Genomic DNA, 14862 nt, shown 5'->3' with positions numbered 1-14862 from the left:
GCTTATACCAAGCCCTTATTCCAATTTTGAGCGACAAATTTATTTAGCTCATCCCTCATGACAATACCACTTGCTTGAGGAAGCCGAATTAACTTCTCAACGTTCTGAAAACTTGCTTTTGTTTTCGGGACCTCGTAGCCGTTTACAAAAGCATTGCAAAAATAAATAACTTCGTAACGTTCTTTTTTATTTACACGTATTCTATCGCGAATAGCTGTATAATTTGGGTTGTCGCCGTCCGTTGTTGTGTTCTCATAATCTCCATTGATAAGATCATTTTCGTCAAATTCTGCCATAAGTTTAGGTTTTAATTTTGAACAAAAATAAATAATTTAGAAAGGCGGGGGATACGGGTTTCCGTAAAAAGATATCTTTTACTGAACATAATAATCCACTGTCGTGCTACCTATAATATTGCAGGGCTAGTCTAATACATAGCATAGGATCGTAAGTAACAAAATCTGCCAATAAAAAGAGAGTGTTTATTGGATTTGGCTTAGGATAAACTGGCATCGATCTTTAATACTGTTTTTTGGAACTTCAATAACTTCATAGCCATAGTGCAAATAAGTTTGTTTCATCATATCGAAGGTATGAATAGCTTCATCCCAGCTCTGCTTTCTTTCATTATCTGTTTTGTATATTTCTTCCCAGGGCGGAAGTATAAATACTCTTCGGTTGTATGGATAATCTGAAATCAACTTGTCTACTTCCGACGGAATAGGAATTTGTTCCATATTCATATAACATAAGGTATCCAATATGCCTCTATCGAAAAATACTTTTTCCGATTGTAGATCTGCGTTTATCCTTTGATATGTTTCAATGGAAGCTTCAAGCATCAATTGTGCATAGAGCGATTTGTTTCGCCATGGCAGACCATCACCTTGAATTACTATCTGTTCCCTAATAATTCTTCTGGCATCTTCTATAGCAATCGAATAACCACACTGAGATAATTCATCTATTACACTTGTTTTACCAACTCCTGGGCCGCCGGTGATTACATAGAAGTTTTGATATTGATTTTTTTTCTGGTACTTCATAGGTGTTGTATTTTATTTCAAATTACTTCTGCATTTCTTTTCTTATTTCACGCATACCTTTCCCAAACCGGCTTTTCATCATTCTGTTAAGATGGCTACTGTCTGTAAATCCTAATTCCAGTGCAATTTCCTGTATAGGACTATCCGTAAATTTTGCCCTTGATTGGGCAATACGTAATTTGGATTTTAATACGTAATCCTGAAATCGTTCCGAGGCGTTCCGCCTAAAATATTCACTAAAGTAAGTTTCAGAAAGATGGAATTTGTTGGCCAAAAATTTGACGGACAACTTTTCGGGAGCAAGAATATTGAAGCTGATGAAGTTGAGTAAATCTACAAACTTTTCGTCATTGAAAGTCCGTTCATTCCATTCCCTTTGCTGAATGTTTCGACAAATGACTGCCAATACAGAAACTAACGTATTTTGAATAATAAATGAAGAGCAGATGTCTTTTCTATTATATTCATACAGTATTATATCTAAAAGCCTTTTAAGCTGTTTTCTATCGTCGGGATCTCCAATCAACTCACCTGACAGGTGGTTATGGTTGCCCATGATGAAGTTCAGCCTGCTGAACCAGCAACTATAATCAACGTGATTTGTACTGGAAACAAAATAACTTCCAGTGAAACGGACAAACAGGAATTTTGTCGGTTTTTTGATAATATATTGATGACATTTCGCTGTTGGTAAGAGAAAAATACCGTTTTCCTCATATGGATAATCTACATAGTTGACACTATGAAAGCCATTACCGTCCAAAATGTAAACCAATTCAAAGAAATTGTTTTTACGGCTTCTATGCTGCCATTCCTCATACTCAGCAATTTCAATTGCAAAAGTGTCATGTAACTGCTCCATAATGCTAAGGTAAAAAAAAATATTACCATTATAGACCTATCCAATCACGATACCGTTTTATCCTGTTTGCTTACGGCGATACCAAAAACAACCAAGCTACCTTTGTGATCATAGTTCTGTATAAATAAAAAGATGAAAGCAGTAGTAATTAAGTGTTTTGGTAAGCCGGAAGACACATTCCAGACAATTGAGCTTCCTATCCCATCGCTAAACGATAATGAGGTGTTGATAAAAGTAAAGGCAACATCCATTAATCCCATTGACTACAAAATAAGAGGCGGGCATTTACCGCATCTTGTTCCTTCGTTTCCTGCAATCCTGCATGGAGATGTTTCGGGTATAGTAGAAAAAACAGGAGCCAATGTCAGGGAGTTTCAAGCTGGGGATCCTGTTTATGGTTGCATAGGAGGTGTAATCGGAATTGACGGTGCTTTGGCTGAATATACAAAAGCCGATTACAGATTATTATCTAAAATGCCGAACGGCATCGACTTTACCGAAGCAGCGGCTATTCCCTTGGTAGGTATCACAGCCTACGAAGCCATTTTTCAGAGAGCCAACATACAGTCCGGTCAAAAAGTACTGATTTACGGAGGTGTTGGAGGTGTTGGACATCTGGGAATTCAATTTGCCAAAGTGTTGGAAGCGGAAGTTTATGCTACTGTTTCCAGCGAACAGCAAGCTGCAATTGTTAAGGAATTAGGAGCTGACTACACGATTGATTATAAAAAAGAAACAGTGCAGGAGTTTGTAAAAAAATACACTGACGGTAAAGGGTTTGATGTTGTTTTTGATACCATAGGAAATCAGCATTTAACAAACAGTTTTGAAGCTGTCAAAAGAAAAGGAACAGTAGTGACAACCGTGTCATTGGACAAGATTGATATATCGCCTATTCACGAAAAAGCACTGACGTTTCATACCGTATATATGATTATTCCTATCCTTTACAATGACGAAGCAGGGAAAAGGGAACACGGCGAGATTTTAAGACACATTACAGAACTGGTGGAGCAGGGAAAAGTAAAGCCACTGATTGACCCCAATGGCTTTAATATAAAACAAATTGCCCAGGCACATTCGTATGCCGAAATCGGGAAAAATATAGGCAAAGTGGTCATTAGCCTATAAACTACATCAATAGATGACAAATAAAAAAAAATATGAAAGCAGTACAATTAGACCAGTTCGGCATTGACCATTTACAAGTAAAGAAAATCCCAAGACCAACTCCCAAACGTGGGCAAGTACTGGTAAGGATAAAAGCCGTATCGTTAAATTATCTGGATGCGCTGCTGGCAGCTGGTAATTTCTACAAAGACCTGCCCGATCTTCCTTATACACCTGTATCAGACGGCGCAGGAATTGTCGAGGCATTGGGAGAAGATGTAAGCGGATGGAAAGTTGGCGATCGTGTTGCGATCCAATATGTGCAGGACTGGATAAAGGGTGATTTTCAAAAAGAATATAACACAAGGGTTGCTTGGCAAACGCAGGGCGTTCTGGCAGAATACGTGTGCCTACCTGAATACGGGATCGTAAAGGCGCCTCGCAATTTAAGCTTTGAGGAAGCTTGTACCTTACCTATTGCAGCCGTAACGGCATGGCATGCTTTGATCAATCAAGCTAACTTGCAATTAGGTCAAAGTGTTCTAACACAAGGCACAGGTGGGGTTTCCATTTTCGCATTGCAATTGGCAAAGGCTGCCGGAGCCAAAGTGATAGCAACTACCAGCACGGAAGCGAAAGCGCAAAAATTGCTGGAGCTTGGAGCGGATGCTGTCATCAATTATACAGCATATCCTGATTGGCATAAAGAAGTAATACGGCTCAATGGCGGACATGGTGTGGATATTACCTTGGATATAGCAGGTACGAAGACGGTAGAGCAATCTTTGCTCTCTCTCAAAGAAAATGGCTTTTTGGCGACTGCCGGATTTATATCAGGGTCGGCATTGCCTATTGACATCCATAAACATGCTATCAATATGTCTTTTATACGCATCCAGGGTTTGGCTACCGGCAGTGCAGAAAGTTTTTTAAAAATGAACCGTGCCATTGAGATAAATAATATTCATCCCGTTATTGATACAGTCTACAAAATTGACCAAGTCAAAGAAGCTTTCAAAAGGTTAGAACAGGGGAACATGGTTGGCAAAATAGTGATTAGTATTGACTAGATTTAAGGATATTTCCATAGGCTACTATAGTTTAGTCCTTAAATTCAAGGTATGCTTTGTAGCATGGAAACCGATAAGGATGTAAAATAACAATATAGTGCTCTTCACCATTGTACAAGAGAATTATGGTAATTCTTTATTCCAGTGAGAGGCATTTTCAATCAAGACTTCATCTTCGGGAATAATCAAAAATGTTTTTTTAATCGGAAGAACCGGGTTAATAAATGACGTAGCGGTACTTACAGTTTCGTCAAAGTACCAATCCATATAAGATCTTGTATAGGATTGAAAATAATGATAAAAAATCCAACATAGTTTATTGCTTTCAGGATTTATTTTTGACATGGTATTTACGATCTTTTCAGTTCTCGCCATTTCAACCTCGGGACCATCAAAAGTTTCCATCCCTATATGAATAATAGAATTGGCATTGGGATTAAATTGCGATATAGCACTGTTTATTTGGCTTCTAACATCACGAGCTTTTGCATTTAGTGCATTTTCGCAATCACAATAACAATGTACACCATATGCTTTTGCAATTTCATTGATATAAAGGTTGTTCGCTTCGCCGTCACCAACATAATAGAAATTACCTAAAAAGCCAGATGTGAACGCAGCATGATCTACTTCTTTTTGAGCTATTAACTCCAAAAATTGTGGCGAGTTGTTTTTTACTAAATACTGTTTTAAGTGGTTTTGAACAAGGTCGATATCCACAAATGAAATTTCGATATCGACAGATCCGTTTGATATGATTTTACCGGGAGTTTTTGTAGTAGGTATAATTTCCTTTAACAAATCAAATAAATAGCTGTCTGGAAGCGAAACCAACTCTACGTGAAATTTTATGTCGAGAAGTATATTATATTGTAGTAGTAGCTTGCTGATTTGTGATATCATTATTTGACGTTTCTTTGTTTCCCTATACGTATAATCAGCGGTTTTCATTTGACGTTTACATTCGACTTGCCACTTTTCTGAACCTTTGACTACTTCAAAATCAGGAGTTTTTACTCCTTTTCCTTCCTCAATTGTCTTCACGTTCCAGCCATTTCTAACCCATAAAAGTGCTGTAAGAACCTCGAAGAGTATCGCATCTGCTTCGGAAGTTCTTTTCTTAAACATATCCCGCATCTTTTTATTTATTCCCTCAATTTTTACAACGAGGCCTATATCCATACCAATCCTTTTAAATATCGGAACTACTCTTGCTCCCTGATGATATTCATATTTATGGGGCTCAAACAAATAAGTATGCACTAGATATAAGTACCACCCAATCTGATCCTTTTGAATTACGAGAAGAGTTCCCTCGCTAATAGGTTCAGAAAATGGAGTACTGGATCTCACAACCGTACTCAAATATTTCTCTATTTCGTTTTTCCTATTTAACCAATCTTTTTCTGAGATAAAAGATCTAAACCAGTTGTATGCATTTTCTATATCGGTATCCTTTACTGGATTTATTGGGAACTGCGAGAGCGGAATTCTTGGGATCATACTGTTTTCTTTTTGAACTTCAATTAGGCATACAAATTACTGTTTATTGTAATTATGGGCAAACGGTATGATTATTTTATACATCTCGCAAAACACTGCCATTAACCGCCACATTCTTACAGCTGCTATTTAGAGCCTTTAAATTCACGCCCGAACATTAAAAATCAAAATAATGTGGGGCGAAAATTACCAAAAACAGGACTTTGCCAATAAGATGAAGAGGAAATGCAAACGCCAAAGAAGTCAGAAAATAACATTTATGTTTACTAAGATGGAATGACAACCGATGTATAAAGACTACAAACTTGCCATCCTAACGATTGATACAGTATTTTGCCTTGTTCTGTTGCTACTAGGAAATTTTTATAAACGTTTTTTGATATTGCAATTTGTTCAAGCTCTGTCATCAAATAAGTTGCCAGACCTTTTCGCTTATGATTTTCCTCCGTTGAAATCCTATCATACACAGCTACATCATCTACAATAATAACACGACCTATTGAAGCCAGTTCCCTGTCTTTAGTCATAATTTTAATCAGGGTTGTTGAATTATAATTTTCAAACTCTACTATGTAGTCATCAGGCAGGCTGATTTGTGGAATACTCATTGGCGAAGCGCAAGACATCAAGTAGCCTTGTGGTTGGATGACCCATTTGCCAGAAATTTTATTTATAACATCTTCAGGAGAAGCGCAGACTTTCAGGAATACCCAAGTTTCGTTAATGGTTTTTGTAAGTTGAATAAAATCGTCATTTAGCTCCGCAAATACATAACGAGCCTTTTGTTTCTCATAACCAACATCAACTTTATAACCTGATTTAAATTTTATTGGTAATGGTAGTTCTCGTGATAATGCCCAAGCACTAAGCCACTTTTCTATAACATCAGATGAAACTCTATTTCCCATTATCTGGATATTTATTAGCAATGTATAAAGATAGAAAATTGTATCATCGCTACCTATTATTCAAAGCCAAACACTGCCACGCAACGCCATTGACTGCCACATTCTTATAGCCATTATTAAGAGCCTTTAAATTCACGCCCGAACATTAAAAATCAAAATAATGCAGGGAGAAGACGATTTAAGAGGGCTGGCCAAGATCATGGCATTTATGAGAGCCGTAAGTATCTTAATAGTGCTGATGCACCTTTACTGGTACTGTTACGGCTTTTTTCTTGAAATAGGATGGACACTGGAAGTCATCAATAAGATATTAGGCAATTTCCAGCGTACGGCGGGTTTGTTTTCGCACACACTTTACACCAAGGTATTTGCTTTGGTATTGCTGGCATTAAGTTGTCTTGGTACAAAAGGGGTTAAAAATGAAAAGATCACCTGGCCCAAGATCTACACCGCTTTGGGCATTGGCTTTGTTCTCTTTTTTCTTAACACAGCTTTGTTGAAGCTGCCTTTGGCCACCGCTACTTTCTTTTATATCCTTACCATTGCCCTGGGTTACATAGCGCTGATGATGGCCGGTGTATGGATCAGTCGTTTGCTGCGCACCAACCTGATGGACGACGTTTTCAATAATGAGAACGAAAGTTTCCAGCAGGAAACCAAATTGATGGAAAACGAATACTCTGTCAATCTGCCCACTAAGTTTTACTACAAAGGAAAATGGAACAACGGCTGGATTAACATTGTCAATCCTTTTCGAGCCTCAATTGTGTTGGGTACTCCGGGTTCAGGAAAATCATATGCCATCGTAAATAATTACATCAAACAGCAGATTGAAAAAGGCTTTAGTATGTACATATATGATTTCAAGTTTGACGACCTTTCTACAATCGCATACAACCACTTATTAAAGCATAGGGATAAGTATAAGGTACAGCCTAAATTCTATGTTATCAATTTTGACGACCCTCGCAAGAGCCACCGCTGCAATCCGTTGAACCCCGATTTTATGACAGATATATCGGATGCCTACGAAGCCGCCTATACCATCATGCTGAACCTCAACCGTAGCTGGATCCAGAAGCAGGGGGATTTCTTCGTAGAGAGCCCGATTATCCTATTGGCAGCAATTATCTGGTATCTTAAAATCTATGAGAACGGTAAGTATTGCACGTTCCCACACGCTATAGAATTGCTGAACAAAAAGTATTCAGACGTGTTCACTATTTTAACTTCATACCCCGATCTGGAAAACTATCTGTCACCGTTCATGGATGCATGGCAAGGCGGAGCACAAGACCAATTACAGGGACAGATTGCATCGGCAAAAATTCCTTTATCAAGAATGATCTCGCCACAGCTTTATTGGGTAATGACAGGCGATGATTTTACGCTCGACATCAACAATCCAAAAGAGCCTAAAATTTTATGTGTCGGCAACAACCCGGATAGGCAAAACATTTATTCCGCTGCATTGGGCTTGTATAATTCGCGTATTGTAAAGCTCATCAACAAAAAAGGCCAACTAAAAAGTTCGGTTATCATAGATGAGCTGCCAACTATTTACTTCAGGGGACTGGATAACCTTATCGCAACTGCGAGAAGTAATAAAGTGGCTGTTTGCCTTGGCTTCCAGGACTACTCGCAATTGATTAGGGATTATGGGGATAAAGAAGCAAAGGTTATCCAGAACACCGTTGGCAATATCTTTTCTGGACAGGTTGTTGGCGAAACAGCAAAAAACCTTTCGGAACGTTTTGGTAAGGTGTTGCAAAAACGCCAGAGCATGACCATCAATCGTAACGATAAATCAACGTCTATCTCCACACAATTGGATAGCCTTATACCAGCATCAAAAATCTCAACCCTAACACAGGGTATGTTTGTAGGTGCTGTTTCAGATAATTTTGATGAACGTATCGAGCAAAAGATATTTCATGCCGAGATTGTAGTGGATAATGAATTGGTCGCCACAGAAACTAAAGCCTACCACAAAATTCCGGATATATTATCCTTTACCGACGAAAACGGAGCAGATAAAATGAAACTGGAAATAGAAGCCAACTATAAGAAGATTAAGCAAGATATTGTGGTGGTAATTGAAAGCGAGCTGGACCGTATTAAGAATGATCCGAATTTGCAGCATCTTGTACAGCAGGGATAAAATAAGAAAGGACTATCCAATTACTGATAGTCCTTTTTTTAAATGGTTCTTATCAGCGTACTATCAATGGCTTTTGCCAATTTTGTATCAACGCTGTATTTCTTGGCATATTCAGTCCATTTATTTACAATATCCAATACCTCTGCAATGATACCTTCCGGATTACGGATAGAATTCTGTTTGGCAATGACCAGCAGATCATCTTTTACAAAATCTTTCCGTTTACCGTTTATCCCCAGATTGTGCTGGCTCACCCAATCACTGTCCGGTCGGTAGGCATGGCATACATCATAAGCGGGAGCCAATTTCCATTTACCGTCCGGTTCCATCAAAAAGGCAAAGTTCTTGGTATGGTCATCGCAGTTTCGGGCAAACACGTTAAATACCATACGGCGGTACATCTGTTCCGCTTCGGCATAGGAGAGTTTCAATAGTCGCATGGTCTGGAACAGTTGTTCATAGCTGTAACTGCTGATCTGGTTAAAATCGTAATGCTGTATGGCACAAAACGTCTGTACATGCAATTTTTGGTTGCCGTTCTTCCTGTCAAAGCGCTTGGTCATAAAATGAGCCCGTCCTTCTTCTTCAATCAATCGACTCTCCATCATATCAATACCTGCATCGGTAGCCATTTTATAGTAGGCCATTTCCACCCGCCCGTAGCCATAGGTTATCCCGAACTGGGTATCTTGGACGCCATCAAATTTGATCAGCCAATGTTCAAAGCCTTTTTCCTGTAAGGTCTGTCCCGAACGGATCATGCCGGTAGCTTCGTTGTAGGCAATAATTGCTTTGGGGCGGGCACCACCTGCGGAGGTTCCCATTTTAAGCACATCGAGCAAAACATCCTGCATGTCATGGTCGGTATGGGCTTCAAAATTTTCCCTGTTCTCCAGTAATTTCATGGTTGTATCTATCAGGCTGGAAAGCTCAATAGAACGTGAACTCCCCGTAGCAGATAAGGTGGTAGGTTCAAACTCCAGTGCACCCATGCCTCTGCTGCCGATAAAGCACAACAGTTCTACAGGATTGAGCGAATTTTCGGGACGCCCGTTTCTGGCCAGCCAGATATTGATCAGCTCGTTACCGTATTTGTCCGGCAGGCTATCTGCCAAAAGCCCCGGAAGACCTTTAAAGGTTGCCGTACTGCGCAGTTCCGGAAAAGAATAGACCCGTGGCGATAACGGCATCTTGACCGGTGCAACTTCCAGCTTACCGGAAACGAACTTTTTGTCATACTCGAAAAATCCAAGTTCCTGTTTCTCGTCCCAGGCTACGGCACCAATTCTTTTGCCCCACAGTTTTACAAAGGCTGTCTTTACCATCCCGTATCATCATTATTTGGTTGAGAATTATTTTTTGATGCCCTTTTACGTTTCTTTTCGTCTTCTTTTGCCAGTTGCAATGGGCTTATCTGCGGTGCTGTCCTGAACTGCTCAAACACGTATAGGGCATCAAGTACACGCAGTATCTTAAGCAGGTTGGCAAGTGCTATATTCTCGCCACGTTCTGCAAGACTAAGGGTTGATCGGCTTATTGCTGCCCGCTCTGCAACCTCATCCTGTGTAAGGTTTTGGTCTATCCGCTTGGATTTGAGGAACTCGCCAATATCACCCAGAATAGCGCTATCGCTATGTGCGGAATTGTATGATATATCATTCATAAATAACAGTATTTATTGTTAATGCGTAAAATATCATTCAAATATACAAATTTTGAAACACTAAACAAATGTAGTGTAAATGTATGATAAATCATTCATTGTTGTTGATTTTTCACCATAATGCATCAGATTTCATTCAAAACTATTGTTGGCGAAATATAAGCTGGGAATTCCTAAACAGTATCATAGATAAAATAAGGGAAATGGATTACGAAAGGGGCAAAAAAATGGTAAAAGTAGTTCCTTGATTTTCTACACTGTGCATTGCTATTTTTCCGTTTAGTTTTTCCAGCGAGTTCTTCAGCGTGTAAAGCCCAAGGCCATTTCCCGGAAGATTTTCGTTGGCCCTAAAGAAAATATTGAAGATCTTATGTTGTTTCTTTTCATTAATGCCTAATCCATTGTCCGCAATTGTTATTACTATTCCGTCAGAAATGCGTTTTACTTCTATTTTTACATACGGTGCTTCACTACCGTTCCGTTTTCTATATTTAATAGCGTTGTCAATTAAATTCTGGAACAGAAAAATCAATACTGTTTTATCAAAGCAATACCCATCAATGTCGGCTATTGCCTTATGAAAATCAACCTCGCCGTAACCATCAATATAAGAAAGCATTTCCTGTACATCGGATACGATTTTATGAAAATCGATCTCTTCAAATGGACGAACGTGCTTTTCCAATTTTACAGACTGTAGCAACATGTTTGTCAGCTCGTCCAATCGCCCAATTTGCCCATGTATAATGCTGAGGTATTCACGAAGTTTGTCAGGATCCTTTTCATTATCTGCCTCAATTATTTCCAACAGACCCAATACGCCTGAAATAGGGCTTCTGATATCATGTGATGATTTATAAACATAGTTTTCCAGCACATTGATCATATTTATCAGGTTGTTAATATTAGAAGCTGAGATACCTACGCCATTACCCACCTTAAAAGCTTTTACCTTAAAGTAGTCTTCGCCGTACCTGCTATCGCCCTTAACGTCATCCAATATGATCGACTTTCCAGTACGTATCACCTCACGAAAGGCCTTGTCCAAACCTCTTTCGGCAGTACTGGAGGATATTTCAGATAAATTTTTACCAATGAACTGAGACCTTTTCATCTGGGGGCTTCTCAGCATTGCCTCATTTACATCAATTATATTCAGATCTTTGTCAACAAGAACGTAAATGGTTTCAGAATTATCAAAATAACTTGCCCTCAGGTACAGTTCTCCAATACTAGAGAGGTACATTTCGGCAAAGTTACTGTTGTCTAGCAGTTGCCTGGATTGATCACTAATTTCAAGTACTTCGGGATGGTACTCCATACATTCTTCTGCAAAATTCTCTGCCAGATGTCTATCCTTAAAAGGATATAAATATGCAATCACCATTCCTACTTTGTCATAGTGTGTGATACAAACAACAAATTGATAACCCTCTGTTGTTAACTGTAATAGATTGTCTATTTTAAAATATTTCATCCCGGCGAATTTTTAATTGTTAGCGTGTTAATTTCAAAGAAGAATATTTGTAAAGATAGTTTCCTGATTATTTTTACAAAACCCAATGATTTAGGAAGCCGAAAACCAGCCAGTACGTGAAGAAAGTAGGGCAAAGAAACTGCCCGCAAAAAGAAGCAGACAGGTTGCCCTCTTTCACTAATCGGCATAAAAAAAGGACGACCCATACCAGGTAATCCTTTTTAACTTGTTACATAAGAACACGAAATTCCTGTATCGTTAATTATTCCTGGCCTTTGGCTTGCTGGAATTTTTCACGTTCCATTCTTAGCAATTCTTCGAACAGCTTGCTAGCCTGTTCAACTGAAAATTGGTGATTGTTTTCAATTCTTACTGAACCAGCTATACCTCCATGCGTTGCTTCAACTTTCTCATAGAAATTGTTGGTATGGTAGAGGACCTGCCCAATATCAAATTTCTTCAAACCCTCTATGCTTACACCAAGCGCAATGGCGACTTTTCCCAAACGTTCATCGTCCACATTTTCGGTTTGTTCCAATTTAGACACCGCCTGTTTGGTCACGCCCATACGGTCTGCCAAATCTTTTTGCGTAATACCTACTAATCTCCTGGCACTACCTATTTTTATACCCATGTGGTTTTTGCCCTCGGAATAGATGATATCTTTTTCTCTTTCCATGATAAATTTAGTTTATGACTGATTTTTTTTGGTTGATGAACAACTCTAGTTTCTCCCTTTCGCTTTGCAACAGGCGTTCATATAATTCTACCACCTTATCCAACGGATGAATATTTTGTGTACTGTTGTCACCATGTTGGATGGTGCTATCTTTATAGCTATTGATATTATAAATTGCCCGTTCAACATCAAATTTCTTTATCAAATCTGGTGTAACACCCAAAACTGTAGCTATTTTTTCCAATAAGGATACTTCGATAACACCTTGCTGCTCTATAATAGAAACCTGGGGTTGAGAAATTCCAAGATCACTTGCCAATACTTCTTGCTTTATTCCAAGATAAATTCGTATACGTTGAAGGTTTCTTCCCTGATGATTTTCCTCAATAGTTTCTGTGCTGCGTGTGTAATCTTTATCGTTCATCTTTTCTTTTACAAATTTTTATGCAGTAAAGATAATAAAAGACAACCAAAAACCAATGAAAGACAACCAGAAATAATTCTTTCAACAAAGGTGCTTTCCGATATTGCATATAATGAATGTGGCAGAAATATACGATAACAGATTTTGCATATTAAGCGAGATAGCTATTTTATCATCCATTTGTCTCACGTGTAAAACCGCTTCCAAAAATAAAGTCTACAATACCACATTTGTTTTTCATATTGAGGCACTGGTGAATTGGAAAGGCCAAAAAGTTCGGTTTCACAAAAACCGGACTTTCCCTTTCCTTGAATTATCCCCTCCCTTTACTGCTGGTGGCCGAAGCCAATTATTATACCAACTGTCTCATAAGTTAACTAACGTTTATATTTCCATAAACCGGGAAGACAAGCCCGTAGTGTTATTCTTCTCTAAAATATTCTTTTTACGTGTTCTCATAAAAGCACCTGTATAGTAAGGTCCGTTGTGCAACGGAGATAAATTTATTTATAAAACCTTTTTTACAGATTAATTATGAGCGTTTCATTACGTAAAGGGATATCTATTCCAAAAACTTGCCACAGTTCAGCACTGGGAACGTGGGGTAAGAACATGGGTATAACCGCAAAGCATATGTTGCTAATGGTTTTTCTCATGTATGCAACCTTATTTCAGCAGAGCCACGCACAAGTGACTTCTGCTAAGGTTGCTAACAGTGTTAAACCTACACCTCTTTCTATTGGCGATAAAATACCCGATGAACTTTGGAACTTGCCTTTGCAGGTAGTAAACCATCCCCAGGGCAAACAGATCATTACACTTGCCGATTACAAAGACAAACTGATTATACTGGATTTTTGGGCTACTTGGTGCCCACCTTGTATTAGTTCCTTATATAAACTGGACACAATTCAAAAGGATTTTAAAGACGATTTCATTGTCATTCCTATCACCAACGAAAATTCGGTGAAAGCGGAAAAATATTTTAAGTCTCGACAATGGAGCTTACCGACAGTTGTAAATGACAAAAATTTGCAGGAGTATTTTCCACATAAATATATCCCTCACTATATCTGGATAAATAAAATAGGAAAAATATCAGCTATTACAGGGTGCGAACCTGTAAATAGAAAAAATATTCAGGTAAAGATTACGGGGAATGAGGTTAAGATGCCCTATAAAAACGACTTAATGACATTCGATCCCCAAAAACCACTCTTCATGGATGGTAATGGAGGTGATGGGAGTTCAATAAAGTACCGCTCACTGTTTTCTGATCCGATTTCTGGGCTTGGGCAAATTACCTCATCAGTTATAGCGGATAAGGAAAAGGAAACATCTCGTATCTACTGTGTCAATTGTCAACTATTAATGTTATATACTCTCGCATTTAGTAAGATTGAAACATTCCCCCAAAATCGTATCGTATTGGACGTTAAAGACCCCTCTAAATTACAGACTTTGGGGAATGAAAATAGCCAAGAAGATTGGCTAAAAAACAATACTTACTGTTATGAGCTTATAACCCCTTTAAGTTCACAAAACAAAGTACGTGAACAGATGGCAGAAGATCTTAACCGCTTCTTCGGTCTAAATGCCCGTTTTGAAAAGCGCATAACAGAATGTTATGTATTAACAGCTCTACCTAGCATTGAAAAATCCTACTCGAAAGGTGGTAAGAGAGAGGATAATTTGTTCGATAAGGATAGTACTCAAAAATATATCAAAAGCAATACTATGGATGCATTATATGGATATCTAAATGAGGTATTGCCCTTAAACGTTGTTGACGAGACAAATTGTTTAAATACTCTTGATTTACAATTCTCTGAGCCAGAGAAAGAAAATATAAAGCCCTTTCAAGATGCACTTCGCAAGCAAGGTATTTCCCTTGAAAAAAGCAGACGAGAGGTTGAGTTTTTCATAATCAGTGATAATTAAGCTATTTAATAAAAAGGT

Annotated in this window: 14 protein-coding genes; 4 read left to right on the top strand and 10 right to left on the bottom strand. The window is 38.5% G+C overall.

Translation table 11 applies throughout. From position 1 onward, the window contains the following. Positions 1 to 2: 2 nt before the first annotated feature. From V6624_RS15490 to V6624_RS15480, 3 genes are all read right to left on the bottom strand, one after another. Complete coding sequence (locus tag V6624_RS15490) at positions 3 to 296, bottom strand: hypothetical protein (RefSeq protein ID WP_338839241.1); 294 nt, start codon at positions 294 to 296, stop codon at positions 3 to 5. 186 nt (positions 297 to 482) lie between these two features. Continuing rightward, positions 483 to 1046: an AAA family ATPase gene (locus V6624_RS15485; RefSeq protein WP_338839239.1), complete on the bottom strand. Its 564-nt coding sequence runs from the start codon at positions 1044 to 1046 to the stop codon at positions 483 to 485. 22 nt (positions 1047 to 1068) lie between these two features. Then, on the bottom strand, positions 1069 to 1908 hold the full coding sequence (locus tag V6624_RS15480; protein ID WP_338839238.1) for an AraC family transcriptional regulator: 840 nt from the start codon (positions 1906 to 1908) through the stop codon (positions 1069 to 1071). A 132-nt stretch (positions 1909 to 2040) separates the two neighbouring features. Here V6624_RS15480 and V6624_RS15475 point away from each other — a divergent pair, with 132 nt between their 5' ends. Further along, the gene (locus V6624_RS15475; RefSeq protein WP_338839237.1) at positions 2041 to 3039 is read left to right on the top strand and encodes a zinc-dependent alcohol dehydrogenase family protein; all 999 of its coding nucleotides are present in this window, start codon (positions 2041 to 2043) and stop codon (positions 3037 to 3039) included. A 32-nt stretch (positions 3040 to 3071) separates the two neighbouring features. Further along, complete coding sequence (locus V6624_RS15470; RefSeq protein ID WP_338839236.1) at positions 3072 to 4088, top strand: NAD(P)-dependent alcohol dehydrogenase; 1017 nt, start codon at positions 3072 to 3074, stop codon at positions 4086 to 4088. Between the two features lie 123 nt (positions 4089 to 4211). On the opposite strand, the gene V6624_RS15465 is transcribed toward V6624_RS15470, so the two are convergent. Further along, complete coding sequence (locus V6624_RS15465) at positions 4212 to 5591, bottom strand: hypothetical protein (RefSeq protein ID WP_338839235.1); 1380 nt, start codon at positions 5589 to 5591, stop codon at positions 4212 to 4214. Positions 5592 to 5857: 266 nt separating this feature from the next. Next, positions 5858 to 6499 carry a GNAT family N-acetyltransferase gene (locus V6624_RS15460; protein WP_338839234.1) on the bottom strand — a complete coding sequence of 214 codons (642 nt, stop codon included), beginning with the start codon at positions 6497 to 6499 and terminating at the stop codon, positions 5858 to 5860. Between the two features lie 160 nt (positions 6500 to 6659). Here V6624_RS15460 and mobC point away from each other — a divergent pair, with 160 nt between their 5' ends. After that, on the top strand, positions 6660 to 8660 hold the full coding sequence (gene mobC / locus V6624_RS15455) for a conjugal transfer protein MobC (RefSeq protein ID WP_338839232.1): 2001 nt from the start codon (positions 6660 to 6662) through the stop codon (positions 8658 to 8660). A 38-nt stretch (positions 8661 to 8698) separates the two neighbouring features. On the opposite strand, the gene V6624_RS15450 is transcribed toward mobC, so the two are convergent. From V6624_RS15450 to V6624_RS15430, 5 genes are all read right to left on the bottom strand, one after another. Beyond that, the gene (locus V6624_RS15450) at positions 8699 to 9985 is read right to left on the bottom strand and encodes a type II toxin-antitoxin system HipA family toxin (protein WP_338839231.1); all 1287 of its coding nucleotides are present in this window, start codon (positions 9983 to 9985) and stop codon (positions 8699 to 8701) included. Beyond that, complete coding sequence (locus tag V6624_RS15445; RefSeq protein ID WP_338839229.1) at positions 9979 to 10323, bottom strand: helix-turn-helix transcriptional regulator; 345 nt, start codon at positions 10321 to 10323, stop codon at positions 9979 to 9981. Before V6624_RS15445 ends, V6624_RS15450 begins: the two co-directional genes overlap by 7 nt. A 208-nt stretch (positions 10324 to 10531) precedes the next feature. Next, the gene (locus V6624_RS15440) at positions 10532 to 11800 is read right to left on the bottom strand and encodes a sensor histidine kinase (protein WP_338839227.1); all 1269 of its coding nucleotides are present in this window, start codon (positions 11798 to 11800) and stop codon (positions 10532 to 10534) included. 262 nt (positions 11801 to 12062) lie between these two features. Continuing rightward, on the bottom strand, positions 12063 to 12479 hold the full coding sequence (locus V6624_RS15435; protein ID WP_338839225.1) for a helix-turn-helix transcriptional regulator: 417 nt from the start codon (positions 12477 to 12479) through the stop codon (positions 12063 to 12065). 7 nt (positions 12480 to 12486) lie between these two features. Beyond that, positions 12487 to 12903 carry a helix-turn-helix transcriptional regulator gene (locus tag V6624_RS15430; RefSeq protein ID WP_338839224.1) on the bottom strand — a complete coding sequence of 139 codons (417 nt, stop codon included), beginning with the start codon at positions 12901 to 12903 and terminating at the stop codon, positions 12487 to 12489. Positions 12904 to 13437: 534 nt separating this feature from the next. Between V6624_RS15430 and V6624_RS15425 the strand changes: the two genes are divergently transcribed. Continuing rightward, complete coding sequence (locus V6624_RS15425) at positions 13438 to 14844, top strand: TlpA disulfide reductase family protein (RefSeq protein WP_338839223.1); 1407 nt, start codon at positions 13438 to 13440, stop codon at positions 14842 to 14844. The last annotated feature ends 18 nt before the right edge of the window (positions 14845 to 14862 follow it).

The organism is Flavobacterium ginsenosidimutans (assembly GCF_037478105.1).
In the GTDB taxonomy this organism is placed as follows: domain Bacteria; phylum Bacteroidota; class Bacteroidia; order Flavobacteriales; family Flavobacteriaceae; genus Flavobacterium; species Flavobacterium ginsenosidimutans.
Note: the sequence above shows the minus strand (reverse complement) of the source record. Positions and strands in the feature narration are given on the sequence as shown.